This window comes from Lentzea sp. NPDC042327 (assembly GCF_040647275.1).
Taxonomy (GTDB): domain Bacteria; phylum Actinomycetota; class Actinomycetes; order Mycobacteriales; family Pseudonocardiaceae; genus Lentzea.
The window spans coordinates 30,928-51,086 of record NZ_JBEZBX010000006.1; the positions used below are offsets into that span (position 1 = coordinate 30,928).

General features: G+C 70.5%; 21 protein-coding genes. 4 read left to right on the top strand and 17 right to left on the bottom strand.

What is annotated here, in order from left to right:
• Positions 1–107 precede the first annotated feature (107 nt).
• The 8 genes from AB0A63_RS16990 to AB0A63_RS17025 form a co-directional block, all read right to left on the bottom strand.
• Positions 108–1,220: a glycosyltransferase family 4 protein gene (locus AB0A63_RS16990; RefSeq protein ID WP_360391605.1), complete on the bottom strand. Its 1,113-nt coding sequence runs from the start codon at positions 1,218–1,220 to the stop codon at positions 108–110.
• A gap of 37 nt (positions 1,221–1,257) precedes the next feature.
• Positions 1,258–2,160: a phosphatidylinositol mannoside acyltransferase gene (locus AB0A63_RS16995; RefSeq protein ID WP_360391607.1), complete on the bottom strand. Its 903-nt coding sequence runs from the start codon at positions 2,158–2,160 to the stop codon at positions 1,258–1,260.
• Positions 2,157–2,759: a phosphatidylinositol phosphate synthase gene (gene pgsA, locus AB0A63_RS17000; protein WP_360391610.1), complete on the bottom strand. Its 603-nt coding sequence runs from the start codon at positions 2,757–2,759 to the stop codon at positions 2,157–2,159. The genes AB0A63_RS16995 and pgsA overlap by 4 nt, the downstream gene beginning before the upstream one ends.
• Positions 2,760–2,848: 89 nt before the next feature.
• Positions 2,849–3,688: a helix-turn-helix transcriptional regulator gene (locus AB0A63_RS17005; protein WP_360391613.1), complete on the bottom strand. Its 840-nt coding sequence runs from the start codon at positions 3,686–3,688 to the stop codon at positions 2,849–2,851.
• Positions 3,689–3,968: 280 nt separating this feature from the next.
• Positions 3,969–4,148, bottom strand: a complete 180-nt coding sequence (locus AB0A63_RS17010) for a hypothetical protein (RefSeq protein ID WP_360391616.1) — start codon at positions 4,146–4,148, stop codon at positions 3,969–3,971.
• A gap of 71 nt (positions 4,149–4,219) precedes the next feature.
• A complete protein-coding gene (locus AB0A63_RS17015) occupies positions 4,220–4,783 on the bottom strand; it encodes an HIT domain-containing protein (RefSeq protein ID WP_360391619.1) in 564 nt (187 codons plus the stop codon).
• A complete protein-coding gene (gene thrS / locus AB0A63_RS17020; protein ID WP_360391622.1) occupies positions 4,780–6,828 on the bottom strand; it encodes a threonine--tRNA ligase in 2,049 nt (682 codons plus the stop codon). Before thrS ends, AB0A63_RS17015 begins: the two co-directional genes overlap by 4 nt.
• A 48-nt stretch (positions 6,829–6,876) precedes the next feature.
• Positions 6,877–7,371 carry a GNAT family protein gene (locus AB0A63_RS17025; RefSeq protein ID WP_360391625.1) on the bottom strand — a complete coding sequence of 165 codons (495 nt, stop codon included), beginning with the start codon at positions 7,369–7,371 and terminating at the stop codon, positions 6,877–6,879.
• A gap of 130 nt (positions 7,372–7,501) precedes the next feature.
• Here AB0A63_RS17025 and AB0A63_RS17030 point away from each other — a divergent pair, with 130 nt between their 5' ends.
• On the top strand, positions 7,502–7,801 hold the full coding sequence (locus AB0A63_RS17030) for a hypothetical protein (RefSeq protein ID WP_360391627.1): 300 nt from the start codon (positions 7,502–7,504) through the stop codon (positions 7,799–7,801).
• The gene (locus AB0A63_RS17035) at positions 7,798–8,196 is read left to right on the top strand and encodes a hypothetical protein (RefSeq protein WP_360391630.1); all 399 of its coding nucleotides are present in this window, start codon (positions 7,798–7,800) and stop codon (positions 8,194–8,196) included. Before AB0A63_RS17030 ends, AB0A63_RS17035 begins: the two co-directional genes overlap by 4 nt.
• A gap of 83 nt (positions 8,197–8,279) precedes the next feature.
• Here AB0A63_RS17035 and AB0A63_RS17040 read toward each other — a convergent pair whose 3' ends face one another.
• The 6 genes from AB0A63_RS17040 to AB0A63_RS17065 form a co-directional block, all read right to left on the bottom strand.
• Positions 8,280–9,923 carry an AMP-binding protein gene (locus AB0A63_RS17040; protein WP_360391633.1) on the bottom strand — a complete coding sequence of 548 codons (1,644 nt, stop codon included), beginning with the start codon at positions 9,921–9,923 and terminating at the stop codon, positions 8,280–8,282.
• Positions 9,924–10,108: 185 nt separating this feature from the next.
• Positions 10,109–10,804 (bottom strand): GntR family transcriptional regulator, encoded by a 696-nt coding sequence (locus AB0A63_RS17045; protein WP_360391636.1) that lies wholly within the window; start codon positions 10,802–10,804, stop codon positions 10,109–10,111.
• Between the two features lie 15 nt (positions 10,805–10,819).
• Positions 10,820–11,587, bottom strand: coding sequence for a 3-oxoacyl-ACP reductase (locus tag AB0A63_RS17050; protein ID WP_360391640.1), 768 nt, complete (start codon positions 11,585–11,587; stop codon positions 10,820–10,822).
• A 30-nt stretch (positions 11,588–11,617) separates the two neighbouring features.
• Positions 11,618–12,970: an aldehyde dehydrogenase family protein gene (locus AB0A63_RS17055; RefSeq protein ID WP_360391642.1), complete on the bottom strand. Its 1,353-nt coding sequence runs from the start codon at positions 12,968–12,970 to the stop codon at positions 11,618–11,620.
• The gene (locus AB0A63_RS17060) at positions 12,967–13,662 is read right to left on the bottom strand and encodes a gamma-glutamyl-gamma-aminobutyrate hydrolase family protein (RefSeq protein WP_360391645.1); all 696 of its coding nucleotides are present in this window, start codon (positions 13,660–13,662) and stop codon (positions 12,967–12,969) included. Before AB0A63_RS17060 ends, AB0A63_RS17055 begins: the two co-directional genes overlap by 4 nt.
• Entirely contained in the window at positions 13,649–14,989 is a 1,341-nt protein-coding gene (locus AB0A63_RS17065; RefSeq protein ID WP_360391648.1) for a glutamine synthetase family protein, read from the bottom strand. Before AB0A63_RS17065 ends, AB0A63_RS17060 begins: the two co-directional genes overlap by 14 nt.
• A 110-nt stretch (positions 14,990–15,099) precedes the next feature.
• Here AB0A63_RS17065 and eat point away from each other — a divergent pair, with 110 nt between their 5' ends.
• On the top strand, positions 15,100–16,524 hold the full coding sequence (eat, locus tag AB0A63_RS17070; protein WP_360391650.1) for an ethanolamine permease: 1,425 nt from the start codon (positions 15,100–15,102) through the stop codon (positions 16,522–16,524).
• Positions 16,525–16,561: 37 nt separating this feature from the next.
• Here eat and AB0A63_RS17075 read toward each other — a convergent pair whose 3' ends face one another.
• Genes AB0A63_RS17075 through AB0A63_RS17085 form a run of 3 tightly spaced genes read right to left on the bottom strand, consistent with a single transcriptional unit; the run spans position 16,562 to position 19,000 of the window.
• Positions 16,562–17,206 (bottom strand): response regulator transcription factor, encoded by a 645-nt coding sequence (locus AB0A63_RS17075; RefSeq protein ID WP_360391653.1) that lies wholly within the window; start codon positions 17,204–17,206, stop codon positions 16,562–16,564.
• Entirely contained in the window at positions 17,194–18,330 is a 1,137-nt protein-coding gene (locus tag AB0A63_RS17080) for a histidine kinase (protein WP_360391655.1), read from the bottom strand. Before AB0A63_RS17080 ends, AB0A63_RS17075 begins: the two co-directional genes overlap by 13 nt.
• A 16-nt stretch (positions 18,331–18,346) precedes the next feature.
• Positions 18,347–19,000, bottom strand: coding sequence for a DedA family protein (locus AB0A63_RS17085; RefSeq protein ID WP_360391658.1), 654 nt, complete (start codon positions 18,998–19,000; stop codon positions 18,347–18,349).
• A gap of 177 nt (positions 19,001–19,177) precedes the next feature.
• Between AB0A63_RS17085 and AB0A63_RS17090 the strand changes: the two genes are divergently transcribed.
• Positions 19,178–20,041 carry a 3-hydroxybutyryl-CoA dehydrogenase gene (locus tag AB0A63_RS17090; protein ID WP_360391660.1) on the top strand — a complete coding sequence of 288 codons (864 nt, stop codon included), beginning with the start codon at positions 19,178–19,180 and terminating at the stop codon, positions 20,039–20,041.
• Positions 20,042–20,159 lie beyond the last annotated feature (118 nt).

Here is a 20,159-nt window from a genome sequence, read left to right on the forward strand (position 1 = left end):
GGCACCCGGAACAGCGGCAGCCGGAACAGCGGCAGCCCGAGCCGCGGCGGCCGGAACCGCGACCACGCGGGCACCCGGCACCGCGAGCGGGCAGCGGTCGGCGCGGGTCATGCCTCGGCCACCCGACGCGGGTCGGCGGCGATGGCGGTCTCGTACACGCGCAGGACCTGGCTGGCGACCACGGACCAGTCGAAGGTCTGCACGCGGTCGGAGGCGGCGGCCACGTACTCGGCGCGCAGCGCGGTGTCGCGCAGGACGGAGCGGAGGGCGTCGGCCAGGGCCGCGGCGTCGCCGACCGGGAACAGCGCGCCGGCCTTGCCGTCGTCGAGGACTCGGCGGAAGGCGTCGAGGTCGGAGGCGACGACCGCGGTGCCCGCCGACATGGCTTCGGTGAGGATGATGCCGAAGGACTCGCCGCCGGTGTTCGGGGCGACGTAGACGTCGATGCTGCGCAGCATGCGGGCCTTGTCCTCGTCGCTGACCTGGCCGAGCAGGTCGACGCGGGCGGCGAGGGGGCCGGTGAGCTCGTGTTCGCCGCGGCCGACGACGAGCAGGCGGAGGTCGGGGAACTCGTCGGCGATCAGGCCGAAGGCCTCCCAGAGGATCGGCATGCCCTTGCGGGGTTCGTCGTAGCGGCCGACGAAGCCGATGGTGCCGCCGGGGCGCGGGTAGCCGTCCAAAGTGGAGGCGGAGGCGAAGAAGTCGACGTCGACGCCGTTCGGGATCTCCACGGCGTCGCCGCCGAGGTGTTCGACCTGGACGCGGCGGGCCAGTGCGGAGACGGCGATGCGGGCGGTGACCTTCTCCAGGAACGGCTGCAGCACGCCCTGGAACGCGGCCAGCATCTTCGAGCGCGGCGTGGAGGTGTGGAAGGTGGCGACGATCGGGCCGTCGGCGACCACCAGTGCCAGGAACGACAGGGACGGGGCCGTCGGCTCGTGCAGGTGCAGCACGTCGAAGGAGTGCTCGTCGATCCAGCGGCGCACGCGCGCGTAGGACACCGGGCCGAACGACAGGCGTGCGACGGAGCCGTTGTAGGGGATGCCGACGGCACGGCCCGCCGAGGTGACGAACGGGGGCAGCGACTGGTCGTCGTCGGCGGGGGCGAGGACGTTCACCTCGTGGCCCAGGCCGATCAGGGCGCGGGCCAGGTCGACGACGTGGGCCTGCACTCCGCCGGGCACGTCCAACGAGTACGGGCAGACGATTCCGATCTTCACCGGGGCACGACCTCCACCTGGGCGGGATCCCGTGGTCTCACCGGACGTGCCGGCGGGCCAGCGCGGCGCGGCGGCTCTCCGGTAGGTCCGCGAGCCAGAGCTTCTGGAGCATGTGCCAGTCGGTGGGGTGCGCGGCGATGTCGGCGGCGAAGACGTCCGCGAGGGCCTGGGTGGCGGCGGGGACGGTGCTCACCTTGATCGGCGGGTGGATGCGGAACTGCCAGCCGTCCTCGGTGTTCCAGCAGCCGACCGGCAGCAGGGCGGCGCCGGTGGTGGCGGCCAGGTGCGCGGGGCCCGCGGGCATCAGGGTCTGCTCGCCGAAGAACGTCACGGGCACGCCGGAGGAGGTCAGGTCGCGGTCGCCGAGCAGGCACACGACCTTGTTGGCGCGCAGGCGTTCGGTCAGCACGGCCGTGGGCGGGCGGTCGCCGCCGGTCAGCGGCAGCACCTCGAAGCCCAGGGTCTCGCGGTACTCCACGAACCGGCGGTACAGCGACTCGGGCTTCAGCCGCTCGGCGACGGTGGTGAACGTGCCGGAGTGGGCGACGAGCCAGACACCGGCCATGTCCCAGTTCCCGCTGTGCGGCAACGCCACCACGGCGCCGGTGCCTTCACGCAGTGCCGCGTCCAGGTTTTCCGTGCCGGAGATCAGCTGGTCGCACTTCTGGACCACCGCGCGGTGGTCCATCGTCGGCAGGCGGAACGCCTCGCGCCAGTAGCGCGCGTATGACCGCAGCGACTCCCGCACGAGCTCGTCGAGCTCCTCGTCGCCCGCCCGCGGGACGACCCGGCTCAGGTTCTTGCGCAGCTGCTGGACGCTCGCACCGCCCCTGCGGGCCGCGTGGTCGGCGCCCGCCTGGAACAGGCCGCGCGCCCACGGCTCCGGCAGCAGCCGGATCAGCTGCCAGCCGGCGGTGTACCCGAGCGTCGCGAGGTTCACGCTGCCTCCCGCGCCGACCTCGACACGGCGAGGACGCGCTGCACCACCGTCGCGACCGTCATGACCGCGAGCAGCCACAACGCCACGTCCAGCAGGTGCGGCACGCCCAGGCCCTGCACACCGGCGCCGACGAGGGCCACGATGAACCGCTCCGCCCGCTCGGCGATGCCGCCGTCGGCGGAGAGCCCGGTGGCCTCCGCCCGCGCCTTCACGTACGAGATGACCTGCGCGGCGACCAGGCAGACGAACCCGGCGGCCGCCGTCCAGCGGGCGCCGGAGTCGAGCGCGTACCAGGTGAGCGCCGCGAACAGGGCGCCGTCGGCGATGCGGTCGCAGGTGGCGTCGAGGACCGCGCCGAACTTCGTCGGGCCGGCCGCGCGGGCCATCGCGCCGTCGATCAGGTCGAGCAGCACGAAGAACGCGACCAGCGCGCTGCCGAGGAACAGCTGCCCGCGGGGGATGAACCACAGCGCGCTCGCGACGGCGCCCACGGTGCCGACGACGGTGACGACGTTGGGCGTGAGGCCACGCGCCAGCAGCCACGCCCCGATCGGATCGGTGACGCGCGAGACGGACGCGCGAGCGAAGATGTTCAGCATGGCGGTTCGCAGCCTAGCTGGACTGCTGAAACGTGCCTCCCGCGGGTGAGCGGGCGCCGGCCGCAGCGGCTGCCGCGGCCCCTCGGCCGCTACGTGAACCTGCGGTGGTCCTCCGCGATCTTCTTCAGCAACCCCTGCAGCTCCTCTCCCCGCACCGCCGTCCGCTCCAGCCGGCCGAACAGCGCGAGGTACTCGCGCACGTCCAGCGGGTCGGTGATGGTGGCGTTGCCGGTCAGCACGCTGACCGTGACGACGCGCTCGTCGTAGATGTGGAAACCGTGCAGCGCCACCACGTTCGTGTCCGCCGACCAGGGCACGACGCCGAGCCGGACGTTGGGCCGGCGCTGGATCGCGGCCAAGTGCTCGACCTGCTCCGCCATCAGCTCCGACGACCCCATCCGCCAGCGCAGCGCGCTCTCGGTGAGCACGAACACGAACTGCTTCGCCAGATCGTCCATCCGGGACCGCCGCACCCGCAGCGCCGCGACGGCCGCCTCCTGTTCGGACGGCGGCATCGTCGCCAGCACGGTGCGCAGGTAGGCCTCGGACTGCAGCAGCGACGGCACGAGGTTCAGCTGGAAGAACCTCGACGTCGCCGCGCGGGCCTCGACCCGGCTGATCGTCTGCTGGTGGCGGTGCGCACCCCGGTGCAGCACGACGCGGCGGGTCTCCGCCTCCGCGTGCAGCGACCGGGCGAGTTCGACCAGTTCGACCCGCGTCTCCCTCGTCGCGGCGAGCTCCGCGACGAGGCGCTCCACGTCGGTGACGGACGGGAGCAGCATGCCGTTCTCTATCTTCGACAGCTTGGACTGGCTCATCCCGGTGGCACGGGCGGTGGCCGTGCCGGTCATCTTCGCCTCGGTGCGCAACCGGCGTAGTTCACGCGAAAGCCGTTCTCTCGCTAATCGCGAACGCTCAGGTGCGGTCATGTTCGCACCGTAACCATTCGGACACGCTGAGACGATCGGCCATAGGCGGGGACTTGACTTCCAGTTGACACCTCCAGGTGGGTGATCTCACCTACCTGGAATCGCTATGCGCTGGCCGAATGTCTCGATCACCCGACTAAATGCACCCGAAAGTTGCAACGCAACCTATTCCGCACCGCATGGAAACTCCGCCGATTGTCCTACCAGGACAACGGGGGTGCTTTTTGTCACTTTTTTGTCCAAGAAATGGTACGGGTTTCAAGCACGCGCGGCCGCGCGCTCATACCGGCTTTCGCCAGCGCAATACCGCGCGCACACCCAGTCCGATGCCGCCGAACACGAGGGCGAACGCGATGAGCCCGAGCCCCGGCGCGTCGTCGGCCTGGGCGTACAGGAGCGCGCTCACGCCGAGCGCGATGAGCAGGACACAGCCCAGCAGGGACAGCAGCAGTCGAGGCATAGATCGACTATCACTCGTCAGCTATCGAAAGTCAATAGATAGCGAGTGGTAGTCGATCTGTGTCCGCAGCGTCAGTCGAGCGCCCGCCAGCCGTCGGCCAGCAGCTGCCTGGTCTCCCCCAGCAGCTGCGGCAGCACCTTCGTGTGCCCGATGACCGGCATGAAGTTCGCGTCCCCGCCCCACCGCGGCACCACGTGCTGGTGCAAGTGCGCGGCGATCCCGGCACCGGCGACGACGCCCTGGTTCATGCCGATGTTGAACCCGTGCGGCGCGGCCACCCGGCGCACCACGCGCATCGCCTTCTGCGTGAACGCGGCGAACTCGGCGGTTTCGGAAACCGTCAGGTCCGCGTAGTCAGGCACGTGCCGATACGGCAGCACCATCAGGTGCCCCGGGTTGTACGGGTAGAGGTTCAGCACCGCGAACACTTCCGACCCGCGGGCGATGATCAGGCCCGATTCGTCGTCCAGTTCGACCACTCGGCAAAACGGACAACCGGCCGGTTCATCGCCGACCGCTTTGCCCTCGCCCTTCACATAGGACAGGCGGTGCGGTGTCCACAACCGCTGCAATGCGTCGTGGACACCGACACCCTCCTGACCGGAAAGTTCCGGCTGCTCGAACTCGGACGTCACGAGAGCAGTTCCGCCGTCGGCGAGGCGTTCTCGCGGCGACCGACCCACTCGACGATCTGCTCGACGGCGCGCTCCACCGGGACGCCGTTGATCTGCGTGCCGTCGCGGAACCGGAACGACACCGCGTTCGCCTCCACGTCCTTGGCGCCGGCCAGGAGCATGAACGGCACCTTCTGCAGGGTGTGGTTGCGGATCTTCTTCTGCATCCGGTCGTCCGAGGCGTCGACCTCGACCCGGATGCCCTGGCGCTTGAGGACGTCGCGCACCGCGAACAGGTGGTCGGCGTTCTCGGAGGTCACCGGGATGCCCACGACCTGCACCGGCGCGAGCCACGCCGGGAACGCGCCCGCGTAGTGCTCGGTCATCACGCCGAAGAACCGCTCCACCGACCCGAACAGCGCGCGGTGGATCATGACCGGGCGCACGCGCGAGCCGTCGGGCCCGGTGTACTCCAGCTCGAACCGCTCCGGCAGGTTGAAGTCGAGCTGGATGGTCGACATCTGCCAGGTGCGGCCGAGGGCGTCGCGGCACTGCACGGAGATCTTCGGGCCGTAGAACGCGGCGCCACCGGGGTCGGGCACCAGCTCCAGGCCGGACTCCCGCGCCACCGACGCGAGCGTCTCGGTCGCCTCGTCCCAGATCTCGTCGTCACCCACGTACTTCTCCGGGTTCTTGGTCGAGAGTTCCAGGTAGAAGTCGTCGAGGCCGTAGTCGCGCAGCAGGCCGAGCACGAACTCCAGCAGCGAGGCCAGCTCGTCGCGGACCTGGTCGCGGGTGCAGAAGATGTGCGCGTCGTCCTGCGTCATGCCGCGCACGCGGGTGAGGCCGTGCACCACGCCGGACTTCTCGTACCGGTACACGCCGCCGAACTCGAACATGCGCAGCGGCAGCTCGCGGTACGACCGCCCGCGCGACTTGAAGATCAGGTCGTGGAACGGGCAGTTCATCGGCTTGAGGTAGTAGTCCTGGCCCGGCTTGCGGACGGTGCCGTCCTCGTTCAGCTCGGCGTCGAGGTGCATCGCCGGGTACATGCCGTCCTTGTACCAGTCGAGGTGGCCGGAGACCTCGAACAGGTTGCCCTTGGTGATGTGGGGCGAGTAGACGAACTCGTAGCCCTCTTCGGTGTGCCGCTGGCGGGAGTAGTCCTCCATGGCCTTGCGGATGATGCCGCCCTTGGGGTGGAACACCGCGAGGCCGGAGCCGATCTCGTCGGGGAACGAGAACAGGTCCAGCTCCACGCCGAGCTTGCGGTGGTCGCGGCGCTCGGCCTCGGCCAGGCGCTCCAGGTGGGCGTCCTGCGCTTCCTGCGACTCCCACGCGGTGCCGTAGATGCGCTGCAGCTGCGGGTTGTTCTCGTTGCCGCGCCAGTACGCGGCGGCCACGCGGGTGAGCTTGAACGCCGGGATGTGCTTGGTGGTCGGCACGTGCGGGCCGCGGCACAGGTCACCCCAGACCTGCTCGCCGGAGCGCGGGTCGAGGTTGTCGTAGATCGTCAGCTCGCCGCCGCCGACCTCCATGACCTCGCTGGTGTCGACGTCGCTCTTGAGGTCGACCAGCTCCAGCTTGAACGGCTCGGACGCCAGCTCGGCCTTCGCGGCGTCGACCGACTCGACGACGCGCCGGGAGAACCGCTGCGAGGACTTGATGATCTGCTTCATGCGCTTCTCGAGCGCCTGCAGGTCCTCGGGGGTGAAGGGCTTCTCGACCTGGAAGTCGTAGTAGAAGCCGTCCTTCACCGGCGGGCCGATGCCGAGCTTGGCCTCGGGGAACTGCTGCTGCACCGCCTGCGCCAGCACGTGCGCGGCGGAGTGGCGGAGGACGCTGCGGCCGTCCTCGGTGTCGGCGGCGACCGCCTCGACCTCGACGTCGACCTGCGGGGTCCACGACAGGTCGCGCAGGTGGCCCTCCGCGTCCTTCACGACGACGATCGCGTCGGCGCCCTTGCCGGGCAGACCGGCCTCGCGCACGGCCGTGCCCGCCGTCGTCCCAGCCGGAACCACCACGCGCGGCGGGTTCTGGGCGACTGCTGGGCGCGACTCGGACACGATGACTCCTCGGTGTGACTCTCGGGCTGGAACTTTGTGTTCAGCAGGTCAGATGTTATCGGTGCTCAAAACCGACATGACGATCGCGTCGTGGAAGACGCCGTCCCAGAGCAGCACGTCGCGCAGCCGGCCCTCCTCGCGGAAGCCGCACTTGCGGTAGACGTGCAGCGCCCGCTCGTTGAACTCGTACACCTCCAGGTCCACCCGGTGGAGGTTGCGCTCGGTGAACGCGTGGTGCAGGACGTGCTTGACCGCCGCCGTGCCGTAGCCCTTGCCGAACCCGTCCTGCAGCGCGATCCGCAGCCCGGACTTGCGGTTGACGTCGTCGATCGGGCTGAGCACGACCTCGCCCAGGTACCTGCCGTCCACGGTGATGGCGCGGGTGTAGCGGTTGGGGTCGGCCAGCGTGCGCTCGATGTAGGCCTCGTAGTCCTCCAGGGTGAACGTGCCGTGCGTGCCGGTGAACCGGTTGACCTCGTCGGCGTGCGGCCCGCCGTCGGCCATGGCCTGGGCGAACTCCCTGCGGAGGGGTACGAGTTCCATGCCTTCGATTGAAGCCGGTCGACGCAACCGGTTTGTCATACGCACGCTCGTCTGAGTGGTTTTCCGGATGCGTTCCAGCGGCCGGGGCGGGCACGCTGTGGGCCCGTCCGCCGATGTGAGGAGCGCTGACATGCACGATCCCGTGGTCGAATGCCCCGTCCGCCGCACGGCGTCCAACCGGGACGAGCTGCGCCTGCTCTACGCCGACCTGCGCGACCACTACGCCCGCCGCGACGCCCGGGACGGCACCCGCACCACGCTGCACTTCCTGTGGTCGGGTGTGCTGGACGCCGAGCTGTTCGGCGCCACCTACGCCGACCAGCGCCACGTCTTCGCGGCCTCCCGGCCGATCATGAACTCGCGGCTTCAGGAAACGAACAGGCAGCTGTCAGGCTGTGCTCAGTCGAGCGGCGCATCGTTGGTGCCATGAGCGAGCAGGGACAGGCGCCTCCCCCACCGGAGCCGCCGCGCAACGAACCACCGGAGGACCGGCCCGCCGCGGACCAGCCGACGACGCCCCACCGGGCACCGCCTCAGCCGGACCCGGCCGCGGCCACACCGGCCGCTGCCCCGCCTCCCCCGGCGCCGCCGGTCACGCGGTCCCGGTTGAGGGGGTTCGCGCGCCACCGGGCCACCCAGCTGGTCGCCGTGGGCCTGCTGGGCCTGGTGCTGGGCGGCGGCATCGTCGGCGCGGTGACCGCCAACCGCTTCGACGACCGCGGCGGACCGGGTCACCACCGCGTGCACGACCGCGGCGAACGCGGGCCGGACCGCTTCGACCAGCGCGGCCCGCTCGACCAGCGGGGCGACCGCTTCGAGCGGTGACACCGGCCGAGCGCGCGACTCGCGCACCGAGTCCCCGACCGCGGGTCGCGCGCTCACCCGGGGCCGGGAACGCACGCCGCCGGCTACTGGGCCTGCGGTCCCAGCCGGATCGCCAGCAACTGGCGCCGCACCACCTTGCCGGTCGCGTTGCGCGGCAGCTTCGGCACGACCACGACCTCGCGCGGGACCTTGTGCCGCGCGAGCCGGGTGCGCACGAACTCGCGCAGCTCCCGCACGTCGATCCGCGTGCCGGCCACCGGCACCACGAACGCGCGCAACCGTTGCCCGTACTCGGGGTCCGGCACGCCGAGCACCGCGGCGTCGCGCACCCGGTAGTGCGTCATGAGCAGGTTCTCCACCTCGACCGGGTACACGTTCTCGCCGCCGGAGACGATCATGTCGTCCTCGCGGCCGTCGAAGTGGAGCCGGCCGTTGGGGTCGAAGTGCCCGAGGTCGCCGGTCGCGACGAGCCCGTCGATGGACTCCTTCTGCGTGCCGTCGGTGTACAGGTCGACGGTCAGCGAGCCGCGCACGTAGATGCGGCCGGTCACGAACGAGCGGGTGATCCGCTGCCCGGACTCGTCGTAGATCCGCACGAGGCAGTTGTGCGGTGGCATGCCGACGCTGGACGGCGCGGCGGCCAGGTCCTCGGGGGTCGCGACGGTGGCGACGGCGACTTCCGTTGAGCCGTAGAGGTTGTAGAGCACCGGGCCGAGCACGGCCATGGTGCGCTGGACGAGCTCGGGCGCGATGGGCGAGCCCGAGGAGAACACCACCCTCAGGTGGCCCAGGTCGAACGAGTCGATCACCGAGCGGTCCAGCTCCATGATCCGCTGCAGCATCGTCGGGACCAGCACCAGCGTGGTGCAGCGCTGGCCCTGCACCGACCACAGCGTCTTGCGCGGGTCGAACCGGCGGTGCAGCACCGCGCGCGAGCCGAGCGACATCGCGAGCGTCAGGTGCGAGTAGCCGACGGAGTGGAAGATGGGGGCGGCGATGAACGTCGACTCGTTCGCCCTCATCGGGATGCGGTCGAGGAAGTCCGACGCCGTGAGCACCGACTTGATCTCCCGCGCGGTGCCCTTGGGGACGCCGGTGGTACCGGAGGTCAGCTGGATCACCACACCGGGCTCGCGCGGCGGGTCGAGCTCACCGCGCGGTGCCTTGGCGACCAGCTGGTCGAGCGTCGGCGTGCGCCGGTCGAGCCCGTCGCGCGACCAGGCGAGCCAGCGCGGGACCGACGGCGGCAGCTGGTGGAACAGCGGGGTGAACTCCTCGTCGTGGATGACGACGGACGCGCGTTCGCGCTGCAGGAGGTCCAGCACGACCGGCGCGCCGAAGCCGGTGTTGACGAGCAGCACCCGGACGCCGAGCTTCGCGCACGCCAGCAGGGACTCGACCATGCCGCGGTGGTTGCGGCACATCAGCGCGACGACGTGGGTGTGCTGCACGCCGAGCGACCGCAGGCCCTGCGCGATCGCGGTGGACCGCCGGTCGAGCTGCCGGTACGTGACGGACCCGCGGTCGTCGACCAGCGCGATGCCGTCCGGGTTCAGCCGCACCGCACGGCGCAGCGCCGTGACGTTCGGGCCCCAGACCGCCACCTCGCGCAACGCCTGCACGGACATCTTGACGTTCGTGAGGTTGACCATGCCCGCTTCGGACAAGACGCGGAGTGAGTGCACCCGGCCCACGGCGTCGCGGAACACCTTGCGCAACCCTGGCATCAACAGCTCCTCGCGCTGCAAGTCCCCCGAGGTGTTCGGACGGTAACTGTCGGCAAGCCGGACGCCAAGTGTTGTTCCACGCGGAATGAGCATGACAACACGACAACCGAACCTGCAAACGTTTTCATGTTAGCGGAGTGGCCGGACCGGCGCGCTGTGAGCGCCCCAAGAGGCGGTCTGGGCGGTCAGACCAGGAAGCCCCGCAGCAGTGACGCCGTCCCGTCGAGGTGCTCGGCCATCTCCCTGCGCGCCGCGGCCGGGTCACCGTCCAAAATGGAAGCGATGATGCGCTCGTGCTGGGCGTTGGAGTGGGCGAGGTTCGGTTCGAGCAGCGGGATGGTGTCGAGCAGTTCGTTGACCCGCATCCGCGAGTCCGCGACCGCCGCGGTGAGCGAGGCCGACCCGGTGGCCTCCGCGATGGCCAGGTGCAGCCGCGAGTCCTTGCGCCGGTACTCGGCCAGCGCCGCCGTGGACGCCTCCGCCAGCCTGCTCCGCAGACCGCGGCGTTCGGCGGGGCCCAGCGACCGGCCGGCCGCAGCCTCCGCCGCACCGGTCTCCAGGACCTTGCGCAGCGTCAGCGCGTCGTGCAGGTCGCCGAGCTCCTTGCCGGGCGCGGACTCCGGGACCTCCTCGGTCACGAACGTGCCGCCGTAGCGGCCGCGGCGCGACTCGACGTAGTTGTTCTCCTGCAGCGACCTGATGGCCTCGCGCACGGTCACCCGGCTCACGCCGAGCCGGGTGGCGAGCTCCCGTTCGGACGGCAGCCGCTCGCCCGGCGCGACGACGCCGAGCCGGATGGCCTGCATGAGCCGTTCGACGGTCTCCTCGAAGGCGTTGCCCGCCCGCACCGGGCGGAACAACGCCTCCTGCGCGTGCTCCATCTGCTGTGACGTCCCTTAGAGGGGGGTCACGTAGGCGCCGGAGATGCCGCCGTCCACGAGGAAGTTCGACGCGGTCATGAACGAGGAGTCGTCGGAGGCCAGGAACGCGACCGCCGCGGCGATCTCCTCGGGTTCGGCGAACCGGCCGAGCGGCACGTGGACGAGCCGGCGCGCGGCCCGTTCCGGGTCCTTCGCGAACAGCTCCCGCAGCAGGGGCGTGTTGACCGGGCCGGGAGAGAGCGCGTTCACGCGGATGCCCTCGCGTGCGAACTGCACGCCGAGCTCACGCGACATCGCGAGCACGCCGCCCTTCGACGCCGTGTAGGAGATCTGCGACGTCGCCGCGCCCATCGTCGCCACGAACGACGCCGTGTTGATGATGGAGCCCTTGCCGTTGGCCTGCATGTGCGGGATGGCGTACTTGCAGCACAGGTAGACCGACGTGAGGTTCACCTTCTGCACGCGTTCCCAGGCCTCAAGTCCCGTCGTGAGGATCGAGTCGTCGTCGGGCGGCGAGATCCCGGCGTTGTTGAACGCGATGTCCAGCTTGCCGTACGTGTCCACTGTGGTCTGGAAGAGCGCCTTGACCTGCTCCTCGTCGGTCACGTCGACCTGGACGAACAGCCCGCCCACCTCGTCGGCCGCTGCCTTGCCGGTCGCCGGGTCGAGGTCGGCGACGACGACCTCCGCGCCCTCGCTCGCGAACCTGCGCGCGGTCGCGAGACCGATGCCGCTGCCGCCACCCGTCACGACGGCCACGCGGCCCTCGAGTCGCTGCACCATGTGTTGTTCTCCTGTCAGACGTGCCGGAAGTCAGGTGGCGATGAAGACGTTCTTGACCTCGGTGAAGGCGTCGAGCGCGTCGGGTCCGAGCTCACGGCCGAGCCCGGACTGCTTCACCCCGCCGAACGGCGTCCAGTAGCGGACGGACGAGTGCGAGTTCACCGACAGGGTGCCGGCCTCCACGGCCCGCGACACCCGGATCGCGCGGCCGACGTCGTTCGTCCAGATCGAACCGGACAGGCCGTACTCGGAGTCGTTCGCGATCCGGACCGCGTCCTCCTCGTCGGTGAACGGCAGGACGACGACGACCGGCCCGAAGATCTCCTCGGTGACCGTGCGGTGGCCGTAACCCGGTGTGAGGACCGTCGGCGGGAACCAGAAACCGGGACCGGCCGGAGCTTCGCCGCGGAACGCGACGTGCGTGTCGTCTGGCACGTAGGACGCCACCTTGCCGAGGTGCGCAGCGGAGATCAGCGGCCCCATCTCGGTCGCCTCGTCGCCCGGTGCGCCGACCTTCACGCCCTTGACCGCGGGCTCCAGCAGTTCCATGAACCGGTCGTAGGCGCTCGCCTGCACCAGAATCCGGGACCGGGCGCAGCAGTCCTGCCCGGCGTTGTCGAACACCCCGTACGGCGCGGTCGCGGCCGCCTTCTCCAGGTCGGAGTCCGCGAAGACGATGTTGGCCGACTTGCCGCCGAGCTCCAGCGTCACCCGCTTCACCTGGTCCGCGCAGCCGGCCATGATCTGCTTGCCCACCTGCGTGGAGCCGGTGAACACGACCTTGCGCACCAACGGGTGCGTGACGAACCGGGTGCCGACGACGCTGCCCTTGCCCGGCAGCACCTGGAAGACGCCCTCGGGCAGGCCCGCCTCCAGCGCGAGCTCGCCGAGCCGGATCGCGGTGAGCGGCGTGACCTCCGCCGGCTTGAGCACCACCGTGTTCCCCGCGGCGAGCGCGGGTGCGAAGCCCCAGCCGGCGATGGGCATCGGGAAGTTCCACGGCACGATCACGCCGACGACGCCGAGCGGTTCGTGGAACGTCACGTCCAGCCCGCCGGCGACCGGGATCTGCTTGCCGAACAACCGCTCCGGTGCCGCGGAGTAGTACTGCAGCACGTCGCGGACGTTGCCGGCCTCCCAGCGGGCGTTGCCGATGGTGTGCCCGGAGTTCTCGACCTCCAGCCGCGCCAGCTCCTCGACGTGCGCGTCGACGACCTCGGCGAACCGGCGCAGCAACCGCGCGCGGTCACCGGGGGCGACGGCGCGCCAGCCCTGGAACGCCTTGTGCGCCCGGCCGATCGCCGCGTCCGTGTCGCCGAGGGTGGTGTGCGGCACGGACCGCACGACCTCCTCGGTGGCCGGGTTGATGACGTCAAAGGTCACAGCGTTGCGCTCCTTGCCACGTCCACGAGTGCTTCGAACAGCCTCAGGTCCTCGATGTCCTGCTCCGGGTGCGACTGCACGCCGACGACGAACCGCGCGCCCTCCAGCTCCACGGCCTCGACCGTCCCGTCCGGGGCCAGCGCCGTGACCCGCAGGCCGTCGGCGACCCGGTCCAGCGCCTGGTGGTGGTGGCACTGCACGGTGGTCCGGTCGCCGAGGACCCGATGCAGCGCGGTGCCCGGTTCGACCGCGACGTCGGTGTGCTCGAACACGCCGGGCGCCGGGTTGTGGCCCTCGACGTGCTGGTGCAGCGTGCCGCCGAGCGCCACGTTGAGCACCTGCATGCCGCGGCACACGCCCAGCACCGGCAGGTCGAGCTTCAGCGCCGCCTCGACCAGCGCGAACTCGGCCTCGTCGCGGTCGCGGCGCGGTGGCCCGGTGCGCGGGTCCGGTTCGGCGCCGTAGGTGGCGGGGTCGACGTCGGCGCCGCCGGCGATCACCAGCGCGTCGAGGAACGCGACGCTCTGGGCGGTCCACGTGCCGACCGGCGGCAGCATCACCGGGTTGGCACCGGCCGCGACCACGCAGTCGAGGTAGCCGCGGTGGAGCACGGCGGCCTCCACGTCCCAGTGGCCGAACCGGGTGCGCTCCAGGTAGGTGCTGATGCCGACGAGGGGCTCAGAGGCGCTCAAAACCGCGCACCTTCTCCCAGTCGGTGACCGCCGCGTCGAACGCCTTCAGCTCCACCTTCGCGGCGTTGAGGTAGTGGTCGACCACCTCGGCGCCGAACGCGTCGCGGGCGAGCTCGCTGGCCGCCAGCAGGTCCGCCGCCTCGCGCAGGGTCGTCGGCACGGTCGGCCGGTCGGAGACGTAGGCGTTGCCGACGAACTCGTCCTCCAGCGGGAGCTTCCGCTCCACACCGCGCAGGCCCGCCGCGATCAACGCCGCCACCGCGAGGTAGGGGTTCACGTCACCGCCGGGCACGCGGTTCTCGAACCGCAGCGACTGGCCGTGGCCGACGACCCGCAACGCGCACGTGCGGTTGTCCCGGCCCCACGCCACCGCGGTCGGCGCGAACGAGCCCTCGACGTACCGCTTGTAGGAGTTGACGTTCGGGGCGAGGAAGTAGGTGAGCTCGCGCAGCGCGGCCAGCTGGCCCGCGAGGAAGTGCCGCATCAGCTCCGACATGCCGTGGCCCTGCGCGAAGACCGGGTCGCCGTCCCGGGAGCGCAACGACAGGTGGATGTGGCACGAGTTGCCCTCGCGCTCGTTGTACTTCGCCATGAACGTGAGCGACTTGCCCTGCTGCGCGGCGATCTCCTTGGCGCCGTTCTTGTAGATGGCGTGCTGGTCGCACGTGCGCAGCGCCGTGGTGTAGCGGAAGGCGATCTCGTGCTGGCCGGGGTTGCACTCGCCCTTGGCGGACTCGACGACCATGCCCGCGCCCGTCATGCCGTTGCGGATGGCCCGCAGCAACGGTTCCACGCGCGCGGTGCCCAGCAACGAGTAGTCGACGTTGTACTGGTTGGAGGGCGTGAGGTTGCGGTAGCCGGAGTTCCAAGCCTGCTCGTAGGTGTCGTCGAAGACGATGAACTCCAGCTCGGTGCCGACGTGGGCCTCCAGGCCGAGCTCGGAGAGCCGGTCGAGCTGCCTGCGCAGGACCTGCCGCGGCGAGGCGACGACCGGGTCGCCGTTCTCCCACACCACGTCGCACATGATCAGCGCGGTGCCCTCCTGCCACGGCACCCGGCGCAGGGTGTCCACGTCCGGCTTCATCACGAAGTCGCCGTACCCGTGCTCCCAGCTCGACATCGCGAAGCCGCTGGCCGGGTTCATCTCGACGTCGACCGCCATGAGGTAGTTGCAGCCCTCCGCGGAGTGCCCGAGGACCTCGTCGAGGAAGTACCGCGCCGCGCACCGCTTGCCCTGCAGGCGCCCCTGCATGTCCACGATCGCGACGAGGACGGTGTCGATCTCCCCGGTGTCCACGGCCGCGCGCAACTCCTCGACGGTCAGCATTCCGCGTTCCTCCAAAGGTATGCATGCGAGCCATTGGCGGCATCATCTTGACACCGCCGGGTGATGAGCGCCACCCTCAACCACTGCTTAAAGGACTAATGGGAGTCCATATGGCCAAGCATGTCGAGTACGAGAAGGTGAGCAGCGACTACCTGGAGCACCGGCAGCTGAAGCGAGGGGCGGCGGGCTGGGTCCTGCTCGCCGGGCTGGGTGTCTCGTACGTGATCTCCGGTGACTTCGCCGGGTGGAACTTCGGCCTCGCGCAGGGCGGCTGGGGCGGGTTGCTCGTCGCCACCGTCCTGATGGCCACGATGTACACGTGCATGGTGTTCGGCCTGGCCGAGCTCGCCTCCGCACTCCCCGTCGCCGGTGCGGGCTACGGCTTCGCACGGCGCGCGCTCGGCCCGTTGGGCGGCTACGCAACGGGTATCGCGATCCTCATCGAGTACGCCATGGCGCCCGCGGCGATCTCGGTGTTCATCGGCGACTACATCAAGGCGCTCGGCCTGCTCGACGCGACGTGGCCGGTGTACCTGGCGTGCTACGTGGTCTTCGTGGGCATCCACCTGTACGGCGTGGGCGAGGCGCTGCGGCTGATGTTCGTCATCACCGGTGTCGCCGTGGTCGCGCTGGTGGCGTTCGTGGCGGGCATGATCCCGAAGTTCGACTCCGCGAAGCTGTTCGACATCGGCGACGGCTCGTTCCTGCCGATGGGCGTCACGGGGGCGTGGGGCGCGATCGTGTTCGCGATCTGGTTCTTCCTGGCGGTGGAAGGGGTTCCGCTCGCCGCGGAGGAGGCCCGCGACCCCAAGCGCGACATGCCGCGCGGCATCATCGCCGCGATGATCGCGCTGCTGGTGTTCGCGGCGGCGATCCTGCTGGTCGCACCGGGCGGTGCGGGCGCGAACGCGCTGAAGGAGTCGGGCAACCCGTTGCCGGAGGCGGTGCGCGCGGCCTACGGCGGGGACACCTTCCTGGCACAGCTCGTGAACTACGTCGGCCTCGCCGGTCTGGTGGCGTCGTTCTTCTCGATCATCTACGCCTACTCGCGGCAGCTGTTCGCGTTGTCGCGCGCCGGGTACCTGCCGCGCTGGCTGTCGAAGACCGGCAGGCGCAAGACGCCGTACCTCGCGTTGATCGTGCCGGGCACCATCGGTTTCGTCCTGGCCACCACGATGAAGACGGTCGACCCGGTGAACGGCGGCGCGCGGATCATCAACATCGCGGTGTTCGGCGCGGCGCTGTCGTACGTGCTGATGATGGTGTCGCACATCGTCCTGCGGAAGACGGCACCGGACCTGCCGCGGCCCTACCGGACCCCCGGTGGCACCGCGACCACCGGTGTGGCGCTGGTGCTGGCGGTCGCGGCGGTCATCGCGACGTTCTTCGTGGACGAGGTCGCGGCGGGTGTCACCGCGGGCATCGTGCTGATCGCGGTGGCGTACTTCTGGTTTTACAGCCGGCACCACCTCGTGGCGAACGCGCCGGAGGAGGAGTTCGCCGCCATCGCCAAGGCGGAGGCGGAGCTGGACTAGCCGCCGGGGCCGGCCGCCGCACGGGTTCGTGCGGCGGTCAGCCCTGCAGGTAGCGCACGATCGCGAGCACCCGCCTGCTGTAGGCGGCGCTGTCGGTGAGGCCGAGCTTCTCGAAGATCGCGTTGATGTGCTTCTCCACGGCGCTGCGCGAGATGCTGAGCGCCTGGCCGATGCCGGGGTTGCTGTGCCCCTGCGCCATCTTCTCCAGCACGTCGCGTTCTCGCGCGGTCAGTCCGGCCAGCGGGTCGGCGTGCGCGCTGCGGGTGATCAGCGCGCGGACCACGTCCGGGTCGAACGCCTCGCCGCCGGCGGCCACCCGTTCCAGCGCGCCGAGGAACTCGCCGACGTCCATCACCCGGTCCTTGAGCAGGTACCCGACGCGACCACCCCCGGTGGTGATCAGCTCGGTCGCGTAGCGCTTCTCGACGTACTGCGACAGCACCAGGACGGCGACCTCCGGCCAGCGCCGGCGGATCTCCAGCGCGGCCCGCAGCCCCTCGTCGGTGTGGCCGGGTGGCATCCGCACGTCGGTGAGCACCAGGTCGGGCCGGTGCTCCTCGGTCCGCTCCAGCAACGCGGTGGCGTCACCGACGGCGGCCACCACCTCGTGCCCCTCCTCGGCCAGCAGGCGGACCAGGCCCTCGCGCAGCAGCGTCGAGTCCTCGGCGATCACGACGCGCACGGCAGCTCCGCGGTGATCACGGTCGGGCCACCGGGCGGACTGTCCACTGTGAACACCCCGTCCACCGCGGCCACCCGCCGCGCCAGTCCGGACAGCCCGCTGCCCGCCAGGTCGGCGCCACCCGCGCCGTCGTCCTCGATCCGCACGACGACCATGCTGCCCCGCCTGCTCACCGACAGGTCGATCCGGGTGGCGCCGGCGTGCTTGCCGACGTTGGTGACGGCCTCGGAGGCGACGAAGTACGCGGGCACCTCGACGGTGCCGGGAGGGCGTTCGGTGAGCGCGTAGCGCAGGCGCACCGGAACGCCGGCGCGTTCGGCCAGCGACTCCAGTGCCGCGTGCAGCCCGCCGCTGTCCAACCCGGCCGGGTACACCCGCCAGCTCACCTCGCGCAGCTCCAGCAGCACCCGTCCGGCCTCCTCGCGGGCCTGCTCCAGCAGTTCCGGCGCCTGGTCGGCACGGCGGCTCGCCCTGCCCAGCAGTACGCCCAGCGCGACCACCCGCTGCTGCACGCCGTCGTGCAGGTCGCGTTCGATCCGCCGGCGCTCCTCGGTGATCGCTTCGACCACCTCCGCGCGGCTCACGGTCAGCTCGGAGACCCTGCGCCGCAACACCTCCTGCGCGGTCGGGCCGAGGAAGTGGCGCGCCAGCCCGAGGTCGAGGCGCTCCACACCGAGCAGCGCCTGCACCGTCATGAACACCAGCAGCGTGCCGAACAGCACGAACGTGATCGGGTCGTACCAGCTCATCCGGCTCGGGCTGCCCGTGCCGAAGACCATCTGCCACACCATGACCGCGGCCGTGCCGGCACCGAGGACGATCAGCAGCAGCACGCCCGCGCCGAGCCCGCCGACGAGCCAGCGCACACCCAGGTACCGCAACGCCCGCCGGCCGGTGAAGTCCCCCGCGCTGCCCTGCCCGTGGAAGCGCTCGATCCGCCGGCCCTCGAACTCGGCGAGCACCCTGGCCGTCGTGAACACCGCTGGTCGCGCGGACCTCACCCCCAGCAGGGCCGCGGCGCAGACCACGAAGGCGAGCTCGGCGAACGCGGACGCTCCCCCGACCGCCAGCCCGGCCGTCCGGCGCGCGGCACGGCGCAGCAGCCCACCGCGGTCGAACAGCACCCCGGCAGCGTAGCCGTCACCGGGCACGCGCTGACCGCCGTTCCCGCAGGCGGATGACCACGAACCACCCGGCGGCCAGCACGACCGCCGCGAGCACGGCCTTCTGGAACACCCCGGCGTACTCGTCGACCAGGTACCAGTTCGCGCCGAGCAGGTACCCCGCGCCCACGAACACCGTGTTCCAGATCAGGCTGCCCAGCGTGGTCAGCAGCAGGAACTTCGCGAAGCCCATCCGCTCCACTCCCGCGGGCAGCGAGATGAAACTGCGGAACAACGGCACCATGCGCCCGAAGAAAACCGCTTTCGCGCCGTGTTCGGCGAACCACTTCTCGGTCCGGTCGAAATCGGAGACCTGCACGAGCGGGATCTTCGCGACGAGGGTGCGGGTGCGTTCGCGGCCGAGCAGCATTCCGGCGAGGTACACGACGACCGCGCCCACGACGGAGCCGACCGTGGTCCAGAAGAGCGCCTCCCCCAGGCTGAACACGCCCCTGGCCGCGGAGAAACCCGCCAGTGGCAGGACGATCTCGCTCGGGATGGGCGGGAAGAGGTTGTCCAAGCCGACCACCACGGCAGCGCCCACGCCGCCGAGCGACTCCATCAGGCCCACGGCCCACCCGGCGAGTCCGCCGACCGGTTCGTGGGCGGCGGGCGCGACAACTGAGAACATCGAACTCCCCCAATTCCATTTCGGTGAGCTCGATCTTTTCAACTCCTTTTTCTCGTCACCATGAGGAAGACCGTTCGTTTTGTGGTGCTCGTCCGCAGCTGCGGAACTGCGGAGGACCACACCCCCGTCCGGACCAGCACCACCTCGTTTCGAGCCGGTCGTGGCAGGATCGGGCCCGTGAGTGACATTCAACGTGTGGGAGTCGTCGGTTCCGGCCTCATGGGCTCCGGGATCGCCGAGGTGAGCGCTCGTGCGGGGCTCGACGTCATCGTCGTCGAGGTCAACGCGGGTGCGGCCGAGGCAGCGCAGGGGCGGATCGCCTCGTCGCTGGCCAGGGGCGTGAAGTCGGGCAAGCTGACCGAGGACGACCGGGCGGCCGCGCTGGGGCGGATCCGGTTCACCACGGACATCGGCGACTTCGCCGACCGGCAGTTCGTGGTCGAGGCAGTCGCGGAGAACGAGCAGGTCAAGACCGAGGTCTTCGCCGCGCTCGACAAGGTCGTGACGGACGAGGACGCGATCTTCGCCTCCAACACGTCATCGATCCCGATCATGAAGCTCGGCATGGCCACCAACCGGCCGGAGCACGTCATCGGCGTGCACTTCTTCAACCCGGTGCCGGTGCTGAAGCTCGTCGAGATCGTGCCGTCGCTGCTGACCGGCGCCGCCACGCAGGAGCGCGCCGAGGCGTTCGTGCGCGGCACCCTGCACAAGGAGGTCATCCGCTCGCAGGACCGCGCCGGCTTCGTGGTCAACGCGCTGCTGATCCCCTACCTGCTCTCCTCGATCCGCATGCTGGAGTCCGGGTTCGCCTCGGCCGACGACATCGACAACGGCATGGTGCTCGGCTGCGCCCACCCGATGGGGCCGCTGCGGCTGACCGACCTGATCGGCCTCGACACCACGAAGGCCATCGCCGAGTCGATGTACGAGGAGTTCAAGGAGCCGCTGTACTCGCCGCCGCCGCTGCTGCTGCGCATGGTGGACGCGGGTCTGCTGGGCAAGAAGTCCGGCCGCGGGTTCCACAACTACGCCCGGTAGAACGCACGCGGGGACCTTTCGTACTCTCAGAGGGTACGAAAGGTCCCCGCGTGCGTTCGCAGGCAGGGGGCGGGGTGCCGGTGTTGCGGAGGCCGGGCCGGGCTTGGCGTCTTCCGCG

Coding starts and splice junctions, on each gene's coding strand:
- AB0A63_RS17045 (WP_360391636.1), bottom strand. CDS start 10,804: ATGGAGCACGCGCAGGAGGCGTTGTTCCGCCCGGTGCGGGCGGGCAAC.
- AB0A63_RS17030 (WP_360391627.1), top strand. CDS start 7,502: ATGCACGATCCCGTGGTCGAATGCCCCGTCCGCCGCACGGCGTCCAAC.
- AB0A63_RS17005 (WP_360391613.1), bottom strand. CDS start 3,688: ATGACCGCACCTGAGCGTTCGCGATTAGCGAGAGAACGGCTTTCGCGT.
- AB0A63_RS17035 (WP_360391630.1), top strand. CDS start 7,798: ATGAGCGAGCAGGGACAGGCGCCTCCCCCACCGGAGCCGCCGCGCAAC.
- eat (WP_360391650.1), top strand. CDS start 15,100: ATGGCCAAGCATGTCGAGTACGAGAAGGTGAGCAGCGACTACCTGGAG.
- AB0A63_RS17065 (WP_360391648.1), bottom strand. CDS start 14,989: ATGCTGACCGTCGAGGAGTTGCGCGCGGCCGTGGACACCGGGGAGATC.
- AB0A63_RS17010 (WP_360391616.1), bottom strand. CDS start 4,148: ATGCCTCGACTGCTGCTGTCCCTGCTGGGCTGTGTCCTGCTCATCGCG.
- AB0A63_RS17085 (WP_360391658.1), bottom strand. CDS start 19,000: ATGTTCTCAGTTGTCGCGCCCGCCGCCCACGAACCGGTCGGCGGACTC.
- AB0A63_RS17025 (WP_360391625.1), bottom strand. CDS start 7,371: ATGGAACTCGTACCCCTCCGCAGGGAGTTCGCCCAGGCCATGGCCGAC.
- AB0A63_RS17040 (WP_360391633.1), bottom strand. CDS start 9,923: ATGCCAGGGTTGCGCAAGGTGTTCCGCGACGCCGTGGGCCGGGTGCAC.
- AB0A63_RS17050 (WP_360391640.1), bottom strand. CDS start 11,587: ATGGTGCAGCGACTCGAGGGCCGCGTGGCCGTCGTGACGGGTGGCGGC.
- pgsA (WP_360391610.1), bottom strand. CDS start 2,759: ATGCTGAACATCTTCGCTCGCGCGTCCGTCTCGCGCGTCACCGATCCG.